This window comes from Rhodoferax sp. GW822-FHT04A08 (assembly GCF_058801025.1).
Genome location: NZ_JBXAMW010000001.1, coordinates 950,747 through 971,647, shown reverse-complemented (window position 1 = coordinate 971,647; position 20,901 = coordinate 950,747). Strand labels below are relative to the sequence as shown.

21 protein-coding genes and 1 pseudogene are annotated in these 20,901 nt (G+C 60.2%); 8 read left to right on the top strand and 14 right to left on the bottom strand.

Going from position 1 to position 20,901, the window contains the following annotated elements; translation table 11 throughout:
* The 4 genes and pseudogenes from AC1RMF_RS04580 to AC1RMF_RS04565 form a co-directional block, all read right to left on the bottom strand.
* A partial coding sequence (locus tag AC1RMF_RS04580; protein ID WP_493139898.1) for a type I restriction-modification system subunit M occupies window positions 1–1,166 on the bottom strand: 1,166 nt, incomplete at its 3' end.
* A complete protein-coding gene (locus AC1RMF_RS04575; RefSeq protein WP_493139896.1) occupies window positions 1,163–1,852 on the bottom strand; it encodes a hypothetical protein in 690 nt (229 codons plus the stop codon). The genes AC1RMF_RS04580 and AC1RMF_RS04575, both read right to left, overlap by 4 nt.
* Window positions 1,845–2,525, bottom strand: coding sequence for a hypothetical protein (locus AC1RMF_RS04570; protein WP_493139894.1), 681 nt, complete (start codon window positions 2,523–2,525; stop codon window positions 1,845–1,847). The genes AC1RMF_RS04575 and AC1RMF_RS04570 overlap by 8 nt, the downstream gene beginning before the upstream one ends.
* Window positions 2,526–2,611: 86 nt before the next feature.
* Window positions 2,612–3,025 (bottom strand): annotated as a pseudogene (locus AC1RMF_RS04565) (PPC domain-containing DNA-binding protein); the annotation flags it as partial.
* Between the two features lie 77 nt (window positions 3,026–3,102).
* Between AC1RMF_RS04565 and AC1RMF_RS04560 the strand changes: the two are divergent.
* On the top strand, window positions 3,103–3,456 hold the full coding sequence (locus AC1RMF_RS04560; protein ID WP_493139892.1) for a TA system antitoxin ParD family protein: 354 nt from the start codon (window positions 3,103–3,105) through the stop codon (window positions 3,454–3,456).
* A 1-nt stretch (window position 3,457) separates the two neighbouring features.
* The gene (locus tag AC1RMF_RS04555; RefSeq protein ID WP_493139890.1) at window positions 3,458–4,054 is read left to right on the top strand and encodes an ATPase; all 597 of its coding nucleotides are present in this window, start codon (window positions 3,458–3,460) and stop codon (window positions 4,052–4,054) included.
* 54 nt (window positions 4,055–4,108) lie between these two features.
* Here the strand turns inward: AC1RMF_RS04555 and AC1RMF_RS04550 are convergent, their stop codons facing one another.
* The 7 genes from AC1RMF_RS04550 to AC1RMF_RS04520 all read right to left on the bottom strand — a co-directional run bounded on the left by AC1RMF_RS04550 (window position 4,109) and on the right by AC1RMF_RS04520 (window position 10,941).
* On the bottom strand, window positions 4,109–4,705 hold the full coding sequence (locus tag AC1RMF_RS04550) for an RES family NAD+ phosphorylase (protein ID WP_493139887.1): 597 nt from the start codon (window positions 4,703–4,705) through the stop codon (window positions 4,109–4,111).
* Between the two features lie 9 nt (window positions 4,706–4,714).
* Window positions 4,715–5,185 carry a hypothetical protein gene (locus tag AC1RMF_RS04545; protein ID WP_493139885.1) on the bottom strand — a complete coding sequence of 157 codons (471 nt, stop codon included), beginning with the start codon at window positions 5,183–5,185 and terminating at the stop codon, window positions 4,715–4,717.
* A 101-nt stretch (window positions 5,186–5,286) separates the two neighbouring features.
* A complete protein-coding gene (locus AC1RMF_RS04540; RefSeq protein WP_493139883.1) occupies window positions 5,287–5,955 on the bottom strand; it encodes a GIY-YIG nuclease family protein in 669 nt (222 codons plus the stop codon).
* Complete coding sequence (locus AC1RMF_RS04535) at window positions 5,933–6,154, bottom strand: hypothetical protein (protein WP_493139881.1); 222 nt, start codon at window positions 6,152–6,154, stop codon at window positions 5,933–5,935. Before AC1RMF_RS04535 ends, AC1RMF_RS04540 begins: the two co-directional genes overlap by 23 nt.
* A 7-nt stretch (window positions 6,155–6,161) precedes the next feature.
* Complete coding sequence (locus tag AC1RMF_RS04530) at window positions 6,162–6,698, bottom strand: hypothetical protein (protein ID WP_493139879.1); 537 nt, start codon at window positions 6,696–6,698, stop codon at window positions 6,162–6,164.
* Between the two features lie 302 nt (window positions 6,699–7,000).
* On the bottom strand, window positions 7,001–8,161 hold the full coding sequence (locus tag AC1RMF_RS04525) for a restriction endonuclease subunit S (protein WP_493139877.1): 1,161 nt from the start codon (window positions 8,159–8,161) through the stop codon (window positions 7,001–7,003).
* The gene (locus AC1RMF_RS04520) at window positions 8,158–10,941 is read right to left on the bottom strand and encodes a type I restriction endonuclease subunit R (protein WP_493139875.1); all 2,784 of its coding nucleotides are present in this window, start codon (window positions 10,939–10,941) and stop codon (window positions 8,158–8,160) included. The genes AC1RMF_RS04525 and AC1RMF_RS04520 overlap by 4 nt, the downstream gene beginning before the upstream one ends.
* A gap of 130 nt (window positions 10,942–11,071) precedes the next feature.
* Here AC1RMF_RS04520 and AC1RMF_RS04515 point away from each other — a divergent pair, with 130 nt between their 5' ends.
* Together AC1RMF_RS04515 and AC1RMF_RS04510 are read left to right on the top strand one after the other, a co-directional pair.
* On the top strand, window positions 11,072–11,944 hold the full coding sequence (locus AC1RMF_RS04515) for a tetratricopeptide repeat protein (protein WP_493139873.1): 873 nt from the start codon (window positions 11,072–11,074) through the stop codon (window positions 11,942–11,944).
* A gap of 94 nt (window positions 11,945–12,038) precedes the next feature.
* Window positions 12,039–12,671: a glycine zipper 2TM domain-containing protein gene (locus AC1RMF_RS04510; RefSeq protein ID WP_493139871.1), complete on the top strand. Its 633-nt coding sequence runs from the start codon at window positions 12,039–12,041 to the stop codon at window positions 12,669–12,671.
* 13 nt (window positions 12,672–12,684) lie between these two features.
* On the opposite strand, the gene AC1RMF_RS04505 is transcribed toward AC1RMF_RS04510, so the two are convergent.
* Together AC1RMF_RS04505 and AC1RMF_RS04500 are read right to left on the bottom strand one after the other, a co-directional pair.
* Window positions 12,685–13,260, bottom strand: coding sequence for an MOSC domain-containing protein (locus AC1RMF_RS04505; protein ID WP_493139869.1), 576 nt, complete (start codon window positions 13,258–13,260; stop codon window positions 12,685–12,687).
* A gap of 14 nt (window positions 13,261–13,274) precedes the next feature.
* Entirely contained in the window at window positions 13,275–14,354 is a 1,080-nt protein-coding gene (locus AC1RMF_RS04500) for a 3'-5' exonuclease (protein ID WP_493139867.1), read from the bottom strand.
* A gap of 92 nt (window positions 14,355–14,446) precedes the next feature.
* Between AC1RMF_RS04500 and AC1RMF_RS04495 the strand changes: the two genes are divergently transcribed.
* From AC1RMF_RS04495 to AC1RMF_RS04485, 3 genes are read left to right on the top strand one after another with little or no spacing between them, the layout of a single operon-like run.
* Entirely contained in the window at window positions 14,447–15,352 is a 906-nt protein-coding gene (locus AC1RMF_RS04495; protein WP_493139865.1) for a CoA transferase, read from the top strand.
* A gap of 12 nt (window positions 15,353–15,364) precedes the next feature.
* Window positions 15,365–16,447: an NAD(P)/FAD-dependent oxidoreductase gene (locus AC1RMF_RS04490; RefSeq protein WP_342617472.1), complete on the top strand. Its 1,083-nt coding sequence runs from the start codon at window positions 15,365–15,367 to the stop codon at window positions 16,445–16,447.
* Window positions 16,448–16,479: 32 nt separating this feature from the next.
* Window positions 16,480–17,400: a TIGR02285 family protein gene (locus tag AC1RMF_RS04485; RefSeq protein ID WP_342617471.1), complete on the top strand. Its 921-nt coding sequence runs from the start codon at window positions 16,480–16,482 to the stop codon at window positions 17,398–17,400.
* Between the two features lie 27 nt (window positions 17,401–17,427).
* On the opposite strand, the gene AC1RMF_RS04480 is transcribed toward AC1RMF_RS04485, so the two are convergent.
* Window positions 17,428–19,788 (bottom strand): YgiQ family radical SAM protein, encoded by a 2,361-nt coding sequence (locus AC1RMF_RS04480; RefSeq protein WP_342617470.1) that lies wholly within the window; start codon window positions 19,786–19,788, stop codon window positions 17,428–17,430.
* 235 nt (window positions 19,789–20,023) lie between these two features.
* Here AC1RMF_RS04480 and AC1RMF_RS04475 point away from each other — a divergent pair, with 235 nt between their 5' ends.
* Entirely contained in the window at window positions 20,024–20,866 is an 843-nt protein-coding gene (locus AC1RMF_RS04475) for an ABC transporter substrate-binding protein (RefSeq protein WP_342617469.1), read from the top strand.
* The last annotated feature ends 35 nt before the right edge of the window (window positions 20,867–20,901 follow it).

The following is a 20,901-nucleotide window of genomic DNA, read 5'->3' as shown; positions in this document are numbered from 1 at the left end:
TTAGTGCGCAGGTCATAAATCCAGAGCTGCTTGGTCCACGGCGTTTCGCTTGCGCCCTTCTTCTCAAAGAACAGCACATTGGCCTTCACACCTTGCGCATAGAACAGGCCGGTGGGCAGGCGCAATAGCGTATGCACATCGCACTCGTGCAGCAGCTTCTTGCGGATAGTCTCGCCCGCACCGCCCTCAAACAACACGTTGTCGGGCAGCACCACCGCGGCCCGCCCGTGCGTGGCCAGCAGGGTCTTGATGTGCTGCACAAAGTTGAGCTGCTTGTTGCTGGTGGTAGCCCAGAAGTCGTCGCGCTCGATGGTGTCTTTCTCGGTGCTGGTGCGGCCGTCTTCGCCCACGATGACTGTGCTGCTCTTCTTGCCAAACGGCGGGTTGGCCAGCACCACCTCATAGCGCTCGCCCGGGTCGGCGGCCAGCGCGTCGCCCACCACCACGGGTACCTGTTTTTCGGAGCCAATGCCGTGCAGCATCATGTTCATGGCGCACACCCGGGCCGTGGCCTGCACCAGCTCATAACCGGTAAAGGCCTTTTCCTTCAGGTGCTTGAGCTGGTCGCGCGTCAGGCTCTTGTTGTGGCTGGTGATGTAGTTGTGTGCAGTGAAGAGAAAGCCACCTGTGCCGCAAGCAGGGTCTGTAATGCGTTCGCCGGGTTGCGGCGCCATGCAATCCACCATGGTCTGGATCAGTGCACGCGGTGTGAAGTACTGGCCCGCACCGCTCTTGGTGTCTTGCGCGTTCTTTTCCAACAAGCCTTCATAGGCATCGCCTTTTACGTCAGCGCCCAAGATGGTCCAGGTCTCTGCGCCAATCAGATCGACGATCACCCTGCGCAGCTTGGCCGGGTCCTGGAACTTGTTTTGTGCCTTGCCAAAAATCAGGCCCAGTGTGCCCTTCTGCTGCCCCAGCGCCTCCAATACGTGGCGGTAATGGTCAAACAGCTCGTCACCATCCTTGGCCAACAGCGAGGGCCATGAATACGCTCCCGGCACGATGCTGGCCTGGTTGTGCGGCGGCTGGGCGCGCTCATCTGCCATCTTGAGAAACAGCAGGTAAGTGAGCTGCTCCACATAGTCGCCATAGCTCATGCCATCGTCACGCAGCACGTTGCAATAGTTCCAGAGCTTCTGGACGAGGGTGTTGGTGTTGGTGTTCATGCTTCTTTCAATTGTGAGATCTGCTTCAGCCGTGTTTTGACGGCCTGCTCTCGCTCCGGATCACTCAGCAAACCGGGCAGTGCGTTGTGGAAATCGGGCATATCCAACAGCGCTGCTACGGACTGGCCCACGTGTTTGCGAACGGCCACATCTGCAGTAGTCATTTCCTGCGTCACCGTTGAACGCCCTTCCAATACGGTCATGATGTCTTCCAAGTCGTGGCTCAGGTACACGTCATTTTGACCACGGTCTTTGAAAGCCTCGAACTTGGTTGCCAGAAAGAGCGGAGCCGACAGATGCCGCAATAGCAGCCCTTCTGCTACTTCGACAGACTGCGCTGCTTCAAACCCTACGCGGTACCACGGGTTGGCAAAACCCAGAATTTTTTCATCCAAAGGCACCAGATCCAGTTGCATGCGATTCCAGTACCAGCGAAACGGTGGCGTGTTGTCTGCCATGGTTTGCTTGAAGCCGCGCTGCGTCATATCTTCTGCCAACAGATGGTACGCGGCCAGGGATGCCACTTCCACAATGGCATCTACGTCCTCTGTGGGGCGCACATCCATCAGGTTGGCGTTGTCCACCAGCAAACCCGTAGCGCAGCCGCCCACGAATACCACCTGCTTGCATAACGGCCCCATCGCCTGGGCCATTGCGATCAACAGACTCAAATTGGGATTAGCCATACATGGGCCCTTTTGCTGGTTTGGGCGCGCCGGGGTCAATCAGCGCTTGCAGGCGCTCCAGCGCCATCCCTCTTTCGCGTGCCTTGCCCACCCGCAGCGCATCAAACAGGGCCAGCATTTCATACAGCTTGGCGTCTTGCATAGCGGCAAATGGAACCGACGGGTGCAGTGGCTCCACCCCCACGCCACGCACCGAACCATTGGGGTGCGGCCACACAAAGTCTGTGCTGCCAGGTGCAAACACACCGGCAAACGCAGGGGCGCTATGACTTGTTGGCACACCTACTACCAATGGCAACTTCTCTGCCGGGAAGGCGTACTTAGCGCCATGCAATGCAAATTCGACCAAGTTGTGTAGATGGGGCCGCACTGCGTTGTCGGACGCCGCTTGGCCGTCTGGCAACGCCGAGCGGCGCACCCGCTTGCGAGTAACCCGGTAGATGGCAACTGGCTCCTGCACGCCTGACGCCGCGTTACTGCCAGCATCGACTGGTTGGGACGGCAACTCCCGGTTGGGCAACAACAGCCCCGCCTGCAACCCGCGCTTGATGCAGGCATGCGCCTCCGAGACGCTGATGCCCAGCTCCTGCGCCAGCCGCGCATATGTCCAGCGCTGCTCACCCCAAGCCACGAGCTTGAGGGCTACCAGGAAGTCTTGGGGTTTGAGTTGCATTTACATTCAATATTCGTGAATCGCGAATATTGAATGTAAATGAACCACCATGAAAAAGCAAGCCGTGACATTGAACCGATGTAGTTTCACTTGATTTCCCGAATGACCAGCTCGTCATACCCGGTTTGCGCATCCGGCTCACGGGTGAACTGCCAGTCCGGTAGCAAGGCCAACAGCACCTCCGCCGTGGTGAGCACGATGCAACCCGGCGCCACATGCCCGCCCATCACCTGCCCCGTAGCCGTGGAAACCGCCATGTGCATATGCGAGGCGGTCTTGTCGCCATCCACTGCCACCGTGCCCGACAGCGTGAGGATTTCCATGCTGCCCGTCAGCCGCGTGGGTTGAGCCGCTCCTGCCAGACGAATGCCTGCTGTGGACAGACTGCCAATGCCTGACAGCACAAAGGCTGCGCGGCAGTTCTGGGACTGGACAGCAGACTCCAGCGCTTTGCGCAGATCCTGGCCCGGGGTCACGCGGATGGGGAAGGTCTTCATATGTCGATACGCCCTGTAAAAACCATATCTTGATCACCCTATCCATTTTGGCGCAAAATGCGCCAATCAGGAGAAACACCATGACCCAGACCAACACGGGTTTTGCATCCGTCAAACTGCCCGCCGCGCTGGTGAACCAGGCGCGCGAAGCTGCACAACCCATGCGCCGCTCGGTGGCAGGTCAGGTGGAGTATTGGGCCACGTTGGGGCGCATCGTGGAACACAGCGGCCTTACGGCGCAAGAAGCGCAAACCGCCATTGCCAACTACGAGGCTACAGTGCAACGCTCCCGTGTCGCCGGCAATGAGCCCACAAACCAAGCCGACGCTTTGCTCGCCCAATTCATGGCAGTGGAAAACGATGGCAGCTTGGCGCAGCGCGTTCGCGAAGTGGTAGCAAGCAACCAAAGCAAGGCCAAACCTGCCCGCGCGTAAGTTGGCAAAGCCCGTCTTTTACCTGCTCGCTGGTCCCAACGGTGCGGGCAAGTCCACGTTGTACCGGGCGCTCGTTCTAGCTGGCACCATCCCGGCGTCGGCCGAATTCGTCAATGCCGATGTGCATGAAGCGGCCCACCTGCAGCACCTCACCGATCCCGAGCAACGCTCGACCCAGGCTCGGCATTGGGCCGATGCGCGCCGTGCCACTCTGATGCGGGCTGGGCATTCGTTTGTGAGTGAAACGGTGTTCTCGCACGCGTCCAAACTGGCGTTGATTCAGGAGGCGCAATCCAAGGGCTTTTTCGTGATGCTGCTTGTGGTGGCACTGGACCACCCCGAGCGACTGCTGGCACGCGTAGCTCAACGCGTCGCAGAAGGCGGCCATACGGTGCCTCCAGAGCGCATCCTGGCACGCTACCCACGTACGCTGGAGCATTTGACGCAAGCCGTGCGCATGGCCGACGCCGCCATTCTTTACGACTCCGCCGACATCACACCCGGCACACACACAGCAGTAGCAACGTGCAAAGGTAACTGGACGCAAGAGCTGGTGCAGCCCTTGCCGGAATGGGCACGTCAAGTTCTTTGGAGTTGAAAACGTCCGTGACAACAATATCCTGGCCCGGGGTCAGGCGGATGGGGAAGGTCTTCATTCTTTCAGGATAGGCACTTGCGAGCCACGGGCCGCGTTCACCACCGCCTTGAGCAACAGCCCGGTACCTGGCTGCACCAGCGCTTCCGTAGTCACTTTCTTGGTTCGGTCCATGCCATCCATGAACAGGCACGCACAGCTGTGGCTGGCGTGCTGAGCAGATGCGTACAACACGCCATGCAGCCCCTGTTGCCTGCATGCACGGGCAAACGCCTGGCTGGTTTCGTAACGCATGGACTGCAATACGGGAAAGTGCGTCTCCAGCCCGCGTAAGTCCACCAGACGCAATGGCGAATGTGTCTCAAAGGTCAGCAACGCACGCTGCTCGATGCGACTCCAATGGCAGCTGCGCACCTCTCGGCGAAACAGGCTTTCGTACAAAGCTGTTTCAGGGCTGTCAGCCAAATAGGCGGTGGCTTCATCCGCAAGATCAAAGCGCCCGGCCAATCCACCGGGCGGGGCTAGCACATAGCCTTTGTGCCGCACGCTGTCATTGCGGGCCGTTGTGCGTTGCACCCGATACCAAAGCTGGTGTGCGGGAATTTCGAGAACAGGCGGTGTGTGACCTAGTAACGAAGGTGTTTTGAAATTCATGGGATGAGGTCAATGCGCCTCAGCCGTTGCCAATGCCACGATGCGCTCCAGCGGCGCGCCCTGCTCCAGCGCGGTACGCGGCGTCTGGCCGTCCAGCGCAGTGGCGGGGGACTCCAGAAACGACAGCAACTGCCAGCCATCAGGCGTACCCAACTGCTTGGCCACTGGCTGCAGCGCGGGCCAGATCGCAGGCTCAAACTGCCAGCGCGGCAGCTTGAAACCGCGGCGCAAATGCGAGACGCCAATGCAGCGGCCCGACTTGATCCAGGCGTTGATGGTCACCCGCGTGGTGCCCGCCAGCGTGGCGGCTTCGTCGGTGGTGATCATGTCGGCAGCCTCCATGCGCTCACGGCGGTACTGCGCGCCAGAGCGCAGCACGGCATCAGTCTGGGCAGCGGTGGCGTAAGAGCTGTCATCAGACCCATGGCGCGGCTGTGTGGATTCGGGGGCAAACGGTGAAGTGAGAGCGAGAGTGTTCATGCGTGCAAAGCTCACTGGCAAGTTGATACCCGAATTTTAGCGCATTCGGTTAATTTGGGAAAATTCGTTAAGTTCGGCAACTTATTCCATTCCAAGATAACTTACTGCCCGGCCTCCGCCATCTGCAGCTCTTTCAAGGTCAGGCCATTGGCGTCCTTCCAGCTCACACGCCCGTTTGTGCTCCCTCCCAGCACGATGTCGGAAGCGGCAGACGGGGCAGAAAACACATAGTCCTGCGTAAAGCGCAACACGCCCCCCTCTTCCACCAACACACCATTGCTGAGCAAATCCTCCCGCAACTCACTGGCACCAGCCATTTGGGTAAAGCTCGCCGTGACAGTTACCACGGCCTGCGACCCCGCCCGCACCACAAACCCCTGGCTGGCCTCATAACCCGTGGCCAGCACCCCCTTGCCCTTACAGGTAAGCACCGGCCCCGCCGTAACTGCGGGAGCCTTGGGCGCCTGCTCAAACGCATGCACGCCCAGCACCGGCAACATGCCCAGCATGTTGCCCAAGAAGACTTCCATGTCGGCCCGATCTGCCTCACTCAGGGAGGGCTCGGTGGGCTTGTTGGTGTTGTCCAGCGGCATGCGCTTGGCGGCGCGAGCCATTGCGAGCAGGCGCGACTCCAGAAACTGCACATGTGCCTTGTTGAGCTGCCCGGCCGACCCGGTGGTGAAGCCGATGGCGCGGGTCCAGAAGTCCCTCTCCGCATAGTGGCGCTCCAGCCGAGGGCGGATGGGGTCACCCTCGCCCACATAGAGCATGTCGCCCTCTCCGTCCGGGGCGTGGCCCCAGCAGCAGGTAGACGCCGGTCTGCGCCAGCTCGGGCCGCGCCTTGACCTGCGGCAGCAACGCACGCGGGAACACCAGCGCCTTGCCGATCCAGTTGGACTTGTCGACGATGCGCAGACCGTCGGGGTCGCCGTCGGCTACGAAGATACGTAGGGAAAAGGGGCCGCTCACAATTAATTCACAATTGCAAAGTTGCCTTCAATTCTTTAGATGCGGCGTTACTGTCACCCTTAGTTGGATTAAAAAGTCCACGTACCCATAACTCATTGAGCATCTTTGTCTTCTTAATGTTGTAAAGATTTGGATTTGACTTGAGCGCAGCCGCAATTAGCCAGTTTTCCAAGAATTCAACTGAAGGCTTCTTTCCCTCCCCTTTTGCGACTTTGGAGGGTTGCCCGGAATTTGTAACTTGTGGCAAGAAGATTAATGCCGGATGCCCCTTCTTATAGCTATCCAGAATTTCGTTATATAGCTGCAGATGGGATGCATTTGTTGCCTCCTTAAAAACAGACTGTTTTTCCGCTTTACCAACATACCAAGGAACCACGCGTTGAGCACCTGTAGACTTAACACCAAAAACGTAGCACCCTGGCGCGGCCAGTGAGTTGGCGAGCTCATGGTCTTCTGCAATGGCCGCCTTAAGCTCCTTGATGTGATCAATTTTGATAATGCTTTGTGTTTTAAAAAGATACGGACCGAAAACTTCGAAACGCATAAATACCTCTCCATAAATAAGTTGTAAAAGGGTCTATCACTCGTCGCAATCAAAGGAGTGCCCACCTGACTCCAGTTTCTTCGCAAGCTGCGAATCACTTCGGCTGAGTCGGATCTGAAGGTGGCGCATATAAGCCCCATCAACTCCATCGAGAACCGCGTAATGTATCGCTGAACGCGCCGCGAATGTCTGCTTAAATTCTTCGACCTGTGTTAAGTTAGTAGGATACGTACTTACTAGTGTTTTGACACTCATTGCATGCGTTGCTTTTGCATTCCTCATAAGTCTCCCGCCTTAAATACCTAACTTCGAAAGGCTGTCGCCAAGGTTGCCTGCCGCAACGCCTGAGAGCGCTGGAGGTTGCCGTCGACCTCGGCCTCAACTTCACGGACGATAGATAGTTGACGATCAATTTCTGTCACCAGCGCCAACTGCGCCGCCAAATCAGGAACGAATATCGGTGTGCCGCGGACATCCTTCTGGTTGATGCTGGCCTGATTCACGGCCCATTTCGCATTTACTGTAAGTCGCTTCTTTCCAAGCCGTGATGCCAAATAGTGCTCAACGTACTTTGGAGAAACGCCTGCGGTTAATCGCATACGCATCATGTTTGACTCGAAGACAGTTCCAGCTAGTGATTTTGGGATGCGCACGCATTTTCCCAAATGAGTCATGCTATTCACGCGGTTGACTACTAGATCGTCTTCACACAGGGCCCAAGTTGAAATTTGCTCTTGTGTGGCTTTGACTCGACGCAGTTCTTGCACAGGTCGAATCCAAGCTGTCTGGTAATCATCGATTCGAAGAATCGGAACACCATCGCCGTACATATCCTTTGGAAGGTAGAGACCATTCTGAGGACCCACTTCAATCAGTTCACCCAGTGTGCTGTTCGGGGTGTTGCCAAAGGCTTCGGAATAAACGCTGTCTTTGTAGCGTTTGAGGTTGACTTTGACGCGCTGGAGGTTAGCGACGGCTTCGTCGAGGCGGGAGAACTGTTTTTCGAGTTCGGCGACGATTTTGTAGCGCTCTCGCTCAGGTGCCAAGGGTACAGGAATACGACGCATCTCCGCCTGCGTCAATTTCAGACGAGTCGTGCCATTAACAAAGGGACGGTAATCGACTCGGTCAAGCCAATACTTCAAATAGTTCGCCGGAATACCAGACTTTGCACGAAGCACGTGCGCATGATTATTTACCCATGACTTACCTCGAACCAGATACGCCTTTTGCTTTGATGTATCTAAAAACGGCGCTCCGTCTTCGCCAAGCAAGATGATCTCTTCGTCAAAGATATGAGCATCAATCCATCCGACCTGACCGGTTGCTCCATAGTAGGGGACTGACCCGCGACGCAACTCCCGATCCTTGGAGTTCACGGGTACTCGCTTGCTGTCCAAAATGTCTACGACTTCATCTAAGCGCTTGGTTTCCCAGCTCGCATTTGCAACCACTTCACTCACGCCGCCAACTCCCGATTCAATTCCTCAATCACCTTCGGCAGTTCCGCGCCAAAGAGCTGGTGCACCTTGCCCAGGCCGCCCTCGGTGTTGAAGGGGGCGTATTCAAAGTCGTCTATTTCTATGCCAAGGTTGGCGGCGATGTGGTCGCGGATCATTTCTAGCCAGTGTTGTTGTTCGGTATTGAATGCGTTGCCGCTTGCCTGCTGGTGCTGGGCCAGCCAGGCGTTGAAGTTGGCCTGCACGCGTTCCGGGTAGGGTACCAGCTCGTTGGTCTGCTGCATGGCAAAGCGCACCAGGCTGACCAGGTCGGTCAGCAGGCGGCGCTGCGTGGCGCCTTTGACCTTGTCTTTGCGCAACGTGGCGTAAGCCTGCCACAGGGCGCCCTCGTCGATGTTGAGTGGCGGGGCGTGCAGTGCTTCGGCCAGTGCCTTCACGTCTTCAAACTTGAGCGGCGCACGCGTGGGGCGGCTGTAGAGGATTTGCAGGGCGGTGATTTCGTCTTTGTGCTGTTGGATGAAGTCTTCAAAGCTTTGCACCAGCTGCGTTGCCCTGTCGCTGCCCACGCTGAAGCCGGCTTCCATGAGCGTGTCTTGTGTCACGGTGTCTATCACCAGGTCTGCCTTCTGCTTCATCTTCAGCAGGTGCTCGCGCAGCGCGGGTGAGGCAAAGGGTTTGGTGGCGTCGCGCAGGCGCTGGTCTGCCTCAGCGGGTGGCATGTCTTGGGTGGCGTCGATGGCGAGCGCTTCCACAATGCCGCGCGCCAGGTCGCGCAGGGTCTTGCCGCCGGAGAGGTCTGCCACCTTGGTCTTGTCGGCCTCGCTGGCGTCCTTGTCCAGCCGGGCCAGGCGCGCGGCGATGCTGGAGAGAACCTCGTCTTCCACGTTGCCCAGGCTCACGGCTTGCAGCAGCTTGTCCAGCGGCACGCTCTTCTTGGTGTCCATGGGGCGGCTGTCGGTCTTGTCGCGCTCGCACACGCCCACGGCGTCAACGATAACGAAATGGTCCTTCCTGACGCCTTCGCCAGGGTTGACGGCAGCCAGGTCCGTGGGGTTGCACACGCGCACGCCACGGCCTTTCATCTGCTCGAAGAAGCTGCGGCTTTTCACCGAACGCATGAAGACGACGATCTCCACCGGCTTGATGTCGGTGCCGGTAGCGATCATGTCCACGGTAACGGCCACACGCGGGTAGTAGCTGGTGCGGAAGTCCTTGATGAGCTGCTCCGGGCTGGTGCCTCCGCCCTGGGCGCTGCGGTAGGTGATCTTCTGCGCAAACTCATTGCCGCGGCCGAACTCTTCGCGCAGGATTTCCACAATCTTCTCGGCGTGGTTGTCGTCCTTGGCGAAGATCAGCGTCTTGGGCAGCTCGGTGCGTGCGGGGAACATGTCGGCCTGCCAGCGGTCGCGCAGGGTGCGGACCACGGTGCGGATCTGGTCCGGCGTTTGCACGGCGCGGTCCAGCTCTTCGGGCTGGTATTCAAAGTCGTCGTCCAGTTGCCAGGCGGTTTTGCGGCTGGTGGCTTTGTCTTGCGTTTCGAGCCAAAAGCCTTTTTCCACCTTGGCGCCCTGCTCGCTCACTTCGGTCTTGATGCGGTAGACGTCGTAGTTGACGTTCACGCCATCGGCCACGGCTTGGGCGTGCCCGTATTCCATGACCAGGTTCTGGTTGAAGAAGCCAAAGGTCTGCTTGTTGGGCGTGGCGGTCAGGCCGATCAGGTAGGCGTCAAAGTACTCCAACACTTGGCGCCACAGGTTGTAGATGCTGCGGTGCGCCTCGTCGGTGACGACGATGTCAAAGCTTTCGATGGGGATGGCCGGGTTGTAGCCAATGGGTTCGGGGTCTTTGAACAGGCCTTCAATGCGCTCGGTACTTTCTTCGTCCGCTTCCTCTGGCAGTTCGCGCCCCTTGAGCATGCTGAACATGCGCTGGATGGTGCAGATGACCACGCGGGCGCTGGTATCGAGCTGGTTGTTCTGCAAGTGCTGGACGATGTACTCCTCGCCAAACTTGTAGTTGTTGTAGGGCGAGGCGTAGGCGTCAAACTCTTTCTTGGTCTGGCGTGCCAGGTTGCCACGGTCCACCAGAAACAGCACGCGCCGGGCACCGCCAAACTTGATCAGGCGATAGATGAAGCCGATGCTGGTGAACGTCTTGCCGCTGCCGGTGGCCATCTGGATCAGGGCCTTGGGTTTGTTGGCGGCCAGGCTTTTTTCCAGATTGGTGATGGCGCCGATCTGGGCCGGCCAAAGTTCAAAGTGCGCACCACCACTGCCCCACTCAGTCACCAGTTCCGGCATGTTGCGCATGCGTGACAGAAATGTGCCAGGCTCCTGCTGGACGGCGGAAGCCGCCTGGGTCGGCAAATAGGTCAACCATTGCACCAGCAGTTCGGGGCGGAAGAAGGCAAACACATTGCGGGCGCGTGGCTCGGGGTCCAGACCGTTGGTGAAGTGGGTTTCCACGCCAGTGGACTCCCACACAAAGGGCAGCGGACGGCGCCATGCCGGCAAGGTGCCCGGCAGGCCTTGGGCGTAGCGGCTGCTCTGCAGTTCCACGCCGGTAAGCGTGGCGCCCTCTTTCTTGGCCTCAATCACCCCACAGGCTTTGCCGTTGACATACAGCAAGTAGTCTGCAAAACCAAAGCCGTTGTTGAGGGGGAATTCGCGGATGGCCACGCCGGTAGCCGCGTGGATATTGGCATCAGCCACATTGCAAACGTGCCACCCCGCCTGGCGCAGTAGCGCATCGATGCTGACTCTGGCTTTTTGCTCTGGCGTCACTGCTTGCCTCCTTGGGCCCATTCTAGAGGGGTAACACCCCACAGCTTTACCCGAAATCTACACATTGCTACTTGAAAATATGCAGCAGGGCATAACATTCACCCTGTCAGTTTTTATAAAGGTAACCCTTATGCGTTTTCCGTCGTTTTTCACCACTGCACTGCGCTGGCTCGTTCTGGCGGCGTTCCTGAGCGCTGGCGTGGCGATGGCCCAACAAGAGCCGACCATGAACCAGATCTATGCCACGGCGCAGGCTGGCAAACTGGATCAGGCCCAGGTGATGGTCCAGCAAGTGCTGGTCGCGCACCCCAACAGTGCCAAGGCGCACTATGTGCAAAGCGAGTTGTTCGCGCGCCAGGGCAATCTGCCCAAGGCTCGCGAGGCGCTGGCTACCGCCGAGCGGTTGGCTCCCGGACTGCCCTTTGCCAAGCCGGAAGCCGTGCAGGCCCTGCAAAGCCAGTTGACTGCACCCGTCGCAAAGCCCCAGGCACTGTCTGCCGTGCCCTACGCTGCCCCGCCCGCAAAGCAGTCCACCTCTTGGCTGCTGCCCGCGCTGCTGGCCGGTGGTGTGATCGTGGTGGCTTACTTTGTGTTTCGTCGCAGGACGCCGCAAACCTTTGATCAGCCCGTAGCCTATGGCAATGGTCTGAGTGGCCCGCAAACATTTGGCACACCCGGCATGCAGCCGGCTTATGGCCCGGCAGGCTATCCGCAGCCCGGCTATGGCCAGCCCGCTGGCAGCGGCTTGGGCGGTAGGATCATGGGCGGTGTTGCCACCGGTCTGGCCGTGGGTGCCGGTGTGGTGGCTGCAGAGGCCATTGGCCGCAGCCTGATGGGCAACCATGAGAGCACCGGTCAGAACTCCAGCGGCTACGTGGGCAACTACGAGCCTGTCAGCAGCAATGCCGACATGGGTGGCCAAAACTTCGGTGTGAGCGACACCAGTTGGGAAGACTCCACCCTGGCCGACAGCAGCGGTGGCGGCAGCGACTGGGATAGTTGAAACGGCGTGTAAAGCCTGTCAGCTACACCATTGTGGCAGCCCGTTAAAGGGATGATGCGGGGCGTTTTGCCCCGCACCAGATAGGTGTCTGATCATGAAAAAGTCTCTGTTTCTCTTGGCCGCCCTCGCCACCTGCGGCGTGGCATCCGCACAGGATGTAGGTCGGGTGATCTCCTCTACACCGGTGTACCAGCAGGTCGCAGTGCCCAGACAGGTGTGCAGCAACCAGCAAGTGGAAGTGCAACCGCCCAAGTCCGGCGCAGGTGCCGTCATGGGCGCCATCGCTGGCGGTGCCGCTGGCAACGCGCTGGGCGGACGTGGCGCAGGTCAGGCTGCGGCAACCATGCTTGGCATTGTGGGTGGTGCGGTTCTGGGCGACCGCATTGAGGGTTCCCCAGAACCCGAAATTCGCAATGTGCAGCAGTGCTACACCCAAACCTATTACGAAAACCGCGCTGTAGCCTACAACGTGGTCTATGAATTTGCCGGCAGGCAGTATTCCGTCCAGCTACCCAACGACCCCGGCCCAACCATCGCCTTGCAGGTTAGCCCGGTGGGCGCATCCCCGACGGTACAAGCACCGCAAACCACCTACATCCAGCAACCTCCGGTGGTGACCATCACACAACCGGTCTACCCGATCTACTATCCACGCCCCTACTACCCGCCCATCTACTTTGAATGGGGCTACGGTGGCTGGGGCCATGGTGGACGCCACTGGCGTTAAGGGAAGCTGCGCTTCAGCGCATGTGCTTGAACATTTTGGCTTGAAAGCGCTCGGGAATGCTGACACTGCGCGAGCCAGGATGCAGCACAAAGCTCTCACCGGGCCGCAAGGTGCCCGGTTTTTGCACTGACAGGTAGAAGCCGCAGAATCCGCTCTGCGCCATGGCTTTGACCGCCGTGTTGAAGCCCATGGCCGCGTTGAACTTGAAGCATGGTTCGCGCGGCTGCTCCACCCGCAGCGTGCAGTCGGCAAACTCCAGCACGTCGCCCACCCACACGTCCTTCTCCAGCAAGCCTTGCAGGCTCAGGTTTTCTCCGACCGCGCCGAAGGGCAGTGTCTCGTCAATACCCGCCAGACCCGCTTGTGTACGCAAGTCCTGCCAAAAGCCATAGTGCTCCGTTGGATAGGCGTACACCGCCTTTTCCAGGCCGCCATGCACACTGGGGTCGGCCTGCTCGTCGCTTGCCAGCCCCATAGGCTGGACGGTCACCGGGCCAGGAACCGCCGTCTTGCGTATGGCCGTCATCACGGCCCGGCCATTGATCAGCACCTTGCGTGCGGTGCCGGTCTGAATACCCTGTATCTGCATTGGCTGTGCCTTGGCTAAAGCTGCTGCTGCGTCACCACGCCCGCGCGGCTGGAGTAACGCACAAGGGCGTCCAGCTTCTCGATCTGCACCACGGCACGGCGGGTGCCGTACACGTTCTCCTTGAGCCACTCGCATTCGGCATTGAGTGACGCGTCGTCCTTCAGCTTGGTGTGCCACACCCGCTGCTCGGCATTCCAGCGGTAGCCTCGGCTCTTGAGCTTGTCCTTGGCCTCAAACGGTGCGTTGGTCGCCTGCAGCGCGTAGCTGGGGCGCTTGGCAGCCTCCAGCAACTGGGCCAGCCCCGTATAGGCGGCCTGAGGTAGCTTTTGCGCCAGCACGGCCAGCAAGGCATGGCAATCCATCTCGGCGCGGTGCGCGTCGTAGAACCAGCCCTTGGCCTGGGCCAGGCTCTCCAGCTTGGAGGAGCTTTGGCCTTGGGCCTTCCAGTCGATATCGGCAAACGAGCAGGCCCAGGGCACCGGCGCAAACTGGGCCAGGCGGCTTTCCACAAAGGGGCGGTCAAACCCGGCGTTGTGCGCCACGATCAGGTCCACGCCTTCGAGCAACTGCTTGATGCGGTCCTCGTCCAGATGCTGGCCCTGCACGTCCGCATCGTGGATGCCGGTCAGAGCCACCACCTCGGGCGGAATCGGCCTGCCGGGGTCTTCCAGACCGTCATACACCTCCACGTCTCCCACCGGCAAGCCGGTGACTGCGTCAATGTCCACGCGCAGCATGGCCAGCTCGATGATGCTGTCTTTGCTGGCGTCCAGGCCGGTGGTTTCGGTGTCCAGCAGCACAACGCGCACGGCCTGCCCGCTGAGAGTGCCCGGCCATGTCAGCAGTGGCTTGAGGCGTCGCTGCACCCGGTAATCGGGGTGGGACTCCAGCTTGCGGGCCATTTCCTCCCAGGCATCATCCGATGGAGTGTGCGCCTCGGTCGCGGTCAGCTGGGCCGTGGCAGGCTGCACCACTTCTGCAGCAACCTTTTTGGCGGTCTTGGGTTTGGCAACGCGCTTGGCGCGCACGGGTTTTTCACTGGCGGCAAGTGCCAATTCCGGGAACAGTTCGAGAGCGACGGCTTGCGTATTCAATGAGACCCCTTGATTCAGACGCGTGACGGAAAGAGCCTGCATTATTGCCCCTATCATCTTCCCCAAGCCCAGAATAGATACGAGGAACTTGCATGTCCGCTGCCACCCGGCCCGTCACCCCACCCAAACCGCTCAAGGGCGTGCGCATTCTCAGCCTGGCGCTGAACCTGCCAGGCCCGGCTGCCCTGATGCGTTGTCGGCAGTTGGGCGCCACCTGCGTCAAGCTCGAGCCGCCGCCCCACCCTTCCTTTCCCCAAGGGGCCACCGGCGATCCGATGTCCTTCTACAGTCCCGGTGCGTACGACGCCATGCACCAGGGCATTCGCAGCCTGAGCGCCGACCTCAAGACCGACAGGGGCCGCGCCGCACTGCACCGGGAACTGGAAAAGGCCGATGTGCTGCTCACCTCCTTTCGCCCGTCCGCGCTGAACAAGCTGGGGCTGGACTGGAAAGGCCTGCACAAGCGCTACCCCCAGCTCAGCATGGTGGCCATCGTCGGTGCCCCGGGCGCGCGCGCCGAAGAGCCCGGCCACGACCTTACCTACGTGGCAGAAAACGATCTGGTCACCGGACTGGAATTACCCGCCTCGCTGTATGCCGACATGGGGGGCTCGTTGGTTGCGTCCGAGGCCGTGTTGCAGGCGCGCCTGCTGTTCCTGCAAAAGGGGAAAGGCGTTCGGTTAGAGGTCGCGCTGTCCGAAGCGGCTGCCTATTTGGGGCTGCCTCGCGCCTGGGGCCTGACCACCGCCAAAGCCATGGTGGGTGGCGCCCATGCTGGCTATCAGGTCTACGCCTGCAAGAACGGCCGCGTGGCCGTGGCGGCACTGGAGCCCCACTTTGCTGCAGCACTGGCGCAAGCGGCAGATCTACCTGCCAACGCGGACATGCTGTCAAAACAGACCCATGCCGCACTCAAGGCATTCTTCGCTGGCAAGACGCGCCAGCAGCTCGACACATTGGCGGCGACACGCGACATCCCGCTGCACACCTTGCGTTAGAAGGACATCGCCATGGGCAGCAAACACGTCATCGTCATCGGCTCGGGCATTCTGGGCGCATCCACCGCCTGGCACTTGGTGCAAGCAGGTGCGCGCGTCACCATTCTGGAGGCCGCGGAGCCCGGGGGCATGGCGACGCGCGATTCGTGGGCCTGGCTCAATGCCAGCTGGGGTAATCCGGAGCCCTACTTCCGTCTGCGCATACGTTCGATGCAGGAGTGGAAGCGGTTGCAACAGCAAGTGGCGCAATTGCAGGTGCAGTGGAGCGGTGGCCTGCTGTGGGACCTGCCGCCTGACGCGCTGGAAGCCTACGCCGGCGAGCACAGCGCCTGGGGCTATGGCATCGAGCGCGTGGATGCTGCACGGGCGCTGCAGATTGAACCGGCCATATTGCAACCTCCTGAGCAAGCCCTGTATGTGGCACAGGAAGGCAGTGTCGATCCGCTGGCTGCCGCCATGGCACTGCTGGCGGGAGCGCAGGATGGTGGCGCGCAATTGCTGGCCCACACCCCGGCGACCGGACTGCGTATGGAGCAGCATCGGGTCATCGGTGTGGATACCCCGCAGGGCCTGCTCGAAGCCGATGAAGTGGTGTTGGCCGCTGGCATAGGCAGCGCTGCCTTGCTCAATGACTTGGGTTTGCACTACCGCATCGATGCTCCTCCCGGTCTGCTGGTGCACTCCAAGCCGACCATTCCTCTGCTGAGAACCCTGCTGATGACGCCCGATCTGCATGTGCGCCAGACCACGCAAGGCCGTCTGGTGGCTGGCACAGACTATGCCGGTGACATTGCCGGCGCAGATCCGCGCGAACTTGCCCGGCAATTGCACGGCAAGGTGCAGGCCATGGTGCGCGGCGCCGAGCAGTTGGAGATGGACTTCTACACCCTGGGCCGGAGACCTACGCCTGGTGACGGGTTTCCCATGGTTGGCCGGCCGTCGGGCCTAGCGGGCTTGTATCTGGTCCTCAGCCACTCCGGCATCACGCTGGCGCCGGCACTGGGCCTGTTTGCGGCTGCAGAACTGCTGCAGGGCGTGCGCGACCCGCTGCTCATCCCCTACCAACCGGACCGGCTTCTGCAGAATAATGGATAGGCAAACCAAGAACAGCGTCTGAAAGGAGAAGGGTGACCATACGAGCTGGCTTCATCGGGAACCTGCGCACATTTGTGGCATGTGCGTTGGTAGCCGTGGTCCCCACGAGCCACGCGCAGACTCCGCAGCTGACCATCACCTGGATGCTTTGGGACTCCGCGCCCGGCGTCATTTTTTCAGACGGCAAGCCTACCGCCGGCTATGTCTTCAGCATTACCAAACTGCTCACTGACGCTTGGCCCGAAGCGCAGCACAGGCTGGTGCGGACCACCATAGAAAACGCCTGGAGCAATCTGGACCGCGGTTTGGAAGCCTGCTATGCCAGCGCACTGATCACCCCGGAGCGCGAGCGCAACTACTACATGACACAGACACTGGTGGTACCGTCATTGGCCATCGTTGCCAGACCGGAAGCTGTGTCCAGATTGCCGAAAAACAGCAAAGGCGAGGTGCTGGCGGCGGAGCTGTTTGATAGCCAGGAGCTGCGCGGTATTCTGGCAACTAACCGCAGCTACACCGCACTGCTGGACGCCTTGCTCAAGAGCCGTGCAGAAGGGTCCAACATCAGTTACGCAAAACAGCTCAGCGGCAGCAGCAACATCCTGCAGATGCTGGCCGGCAACCGGGGCGACTACACCATTGAATACGCCACAGCAGCCTTGTACCAGGGCACACGCACGCCGGAAGTGGCGCAGAGCAATCTGCAGGTGTTACCGATTGCGGGTTTGGAGCCTGTCCCAGCAGGCATTGCCTGCCCGCGCACGGAATGGGGACGTACCGTCATAGTGAAGGCCGATGCCCTGCTGAGCAAGCTGATCACTCGTCCCGAGTACTTCGACGGCTACAAGCGCTGGCTCCCCCTTACGGAGCAGAAGTATCTGGCGCCCTACATCAGCACCTTCATCAAGCAGCGCAGCCAACCCAGCCCGGCGGGCAAATACGGCCCGCCCTGAACGCCGCTAAGCGCAGCGGAGCGCTTCTTACGAAGGCTTTCGGCCGCCTCTGGAAGCTCCGGTTACGCGCGGCGGCAAACCGGTGTGCTGGGTCAGCATGCTGCCTTTGCCGGGCTGGCGTGCGACGCGGCCACCGGCTGCGGGGCCGGTCTTGGCCACAGCCTGCGTGGAGTTCTTCTTGCGGGCGCTCTGATACCCACCGTCACCCAGCGGCTGGAAGGTGGGGATCAAATGGTGTTTGCCGTTGCCGATCAGGTCGGCGCGCCCCATGGCTTTGAGTGCTTCGCGCAGCAGCGGCCAGTTGCTAGGATCGTGGTAGCGCAGGAAGGCCTTGTGCAGGCGGCGGCGCTTCTCCCCGCGCACCACGTCTACGCTTTCCTCAGCACTCTCGGCCGTACGATGCACGCGGCGCAGCGTGTTGCGGCCGGAGTGGTACATGGCCGTAGCCGTGGCCATGGGGCTGGGATAGAAGGTTTGCACCTGGTCGGCCCGAAAGCCATTCTTCTTCAGCCAGACCGCCAGGTTCATCATGTCTTCATCCGTCGTGCCGGGGTGGGCGGCGATGAAGTACGGAATCAGGAACTGCTTCTTGCCCGCCTCTTCCGAGAACTTGTCAAACAGCTGCTTGAACTTGTCGTAGGAGCCGATGCCGGGCTTCATCATCTTGGACAGCGGGCCCTGCTCGGTATGTTCAGGCGCAATCTTGAGATAGCCGCCCACGTGATGCTGCACCAGCTCTTTCACGTACTCCGGGCTCTTGACGGCCAAGTCGTAACGCAGGCCGGAGCCTATGAGTATCTTCTTGATACCCTTGAGCGCCCTGCCCCGGCGGTACATATGGATCAGCGGGCCGTGGTCGGTGCCCAGGTTCTGGCAGATGCCCGGGTAGACACAGCTGGGCTTGCGGCAGGCAGCTTCAATCTCGGGGCTGCGGCAACCCAGCCGGTACATATTGGCCGTGGGCCCTCCCAGGTCGGAAATGGTGCCGGTAAAGCCCTTGACCTTGTCACGGATGTCTTCGATCTCCTTGATGACCGAGTCTTCCGAGCGGCTCTGGATGATGCGGCCTTCGTGCTCGGTGATGGAGCAAAAGGTGCAGCCGCCAAAGCAGCCGCGCATGATGTTGATGCTGAAGCGGATCATCTCCCAGGCCGGGATCTTGGTGGCGCCGTCGTGGCTACCGTTCTCGTCCGCGTAGCTGGGGTGCGGACTGCGTGCGTACGGCAGATCAAACACCATGTCCATCTCGGCGGTGGTCAGCGGAATGGGAGGCGGCGTGATCCAGACATCGCGGGCGGTGGCCCCCTCCCCGTGCGCCTGCACCAGCGCGCGGGCATTGCCGGGATTGGTTTCCAGATGCAGCACGCGGTTGGCATGGGCATAGAGCACCGGGTCACTCTTGACCTGCTCATAGCTGGGCAGACGGATCACCGAGCGGTCACGCGGCGGAACCCTGAGCCGCCCCTTGAGCGCCGGGTTGGCCACAAAGGCAATCGGGGAGACGCCATCTGCTTTTCCGGATGCAGCGTCACTGGCGCCCTGGGTACCGTCCTCCTTGGAACAGGTACCGCCTTGCCGGGCGGCCTGTTCGCTGGTGGTCATGTAGGGGTTGACGTGGGACTCCACCCGGCCCGGTTCATCCACGGTGGTGGAATCAATCTCAAACCAGCCATGGCCGCTTTCGTCGTCCGGCCTGCGCACAAAGGCCGTTCCACGTACATCGGTGATTTTTTCGACCGGCTCACGCGCTGCCAAACGGTGTGCAATCTCGACCAAGGCGCGCTCCGCGTTGCCATACAACAGCAGATCGCACTTGGCATCCACCACGATGGAGCGGCGGACCTTGTCACTCCAGTAGTCGTAATGCGCAATACGGCGCAGGCTGCCCTCAATGCCACCCAATATCAGCGGAACGTCCTTATAAGCCTCGCGGCAGCGCTGGCTGTAGACGATGGCAGCACGATCGGGGCGCTTGCCCGCCACATCGCCAGGCGTGTAGGCGTCGTCGCTGCGGATCTTCCGATCGGCCGTGTAGCGGTTGATCATGGAATCCATGTTGCCCGCCGTCACACCCCAGAACAGATTGGGTTTGCCCAGCACCTTGAATGCCTCGGCGCTGGTCCAGTCCGGCTGGGCAATGATGCCCACGCGAAAGCCCTGCGCCTCCAGCATGCGGCCAATCACCGCCATGCCAAAGCTCGGGTGGTCCACGTAGGCGTCGCCCGTTACCAGGATGACGTCACAGCTGTCCCAGCCCAGCTTGTCCATTTCGGCGCGGCTCATGGGCAGGAACGGGGCCGTGCCAAAGCGGGCGGCCCAGTACTTGCGGTAACTGGACAGCGGCTTGGCGGCGCGCGCGAAAAAAGACACGTCTAGGGGAGCGTTCATCAAAAATACCGGGGGGAGATAGGCCCAGAGTGTAATGTTTCACGCATGCCATGGCCTTTTGAAAGGGTACTGCCGGCCTCGGCCATCCCCCGTATGCACCAGCATGAGGCACCGTACAAACCCCATGCGATTAGTTCAATCAGGCACCAAAATTGCGTGCTTTGGCCCGTAGAATCAATTTTCTATCCCATTAACTCGCCCGCGGGAGACACTTCGGGCACTTTAAGGAAACCAAATGAAGAAACTGCTTTTGACACTGGTCGCCGTTTCGGCGCTGGCCGCTTGTGGCAAGAAGGAAGAAGCTGCGGCCCCTGCTGCTGCACCTGCGGCAGCTCCCGCTGCCAGCGCACCTGCACCTGAGGCTGCAACGCTCAAGGTCGCCATCGACCCGACCTACGAACCCTTTACCTTCAAGACCAGCGACGGCAAACCCACCGGTTTTGACGTGGATATCGCCAACGCCCTGTGCGAACAGATCAAGCGCAAATGCGAGTTCGTGGAACAAGTCTGGGACAGCATGATCCCCGGTTTGAACGCCAAGAAGTACGACGTCATCATCAGCTCCATGTCCATCACCGACGAACGTCTGAAGGAAGTGGACTTCACCGACAAGTACTACAACACCCCCAGCCGCATCGTTCTGAAGAAAACCGTCAAGTACACCGACCCGGCTTCCATCAAGGGCAAGAAGATTGGCGTGCTCAAGGGCAGCACCCAGGAGAAATACGCTCTGGGTGAGCTCAAGCCCGCTGGCGTGATCGTCAACTCCTACGAAGCGCAGGACCAGGTGTATCTGGACATCAAGTCCGGTCGTCTGGACGGTACCGTGGCTGACTACCTGGAAGTCTCCGGTGGCTTCCTGAGCAAGCCTGAAGGTGCCAACTACACCTTGGTCGGCCCCGAGCTGAAAGAGCCCAAGTACTACGGCTACGGCGCCGGCATTGCACTGCGCAAGGGTGAAGACAAGCTCAAGGGCGAACTGAACGAAGCCATCAAGGCCATCCGCGCCAACGGCACCTACAAGACTTTGAACGACAAGTACTTCAGCAAGTACAACATCGACGTCTACGGCGAATAATCCGCCCCAAGGTACGACAGCGCGTCACACAGGCG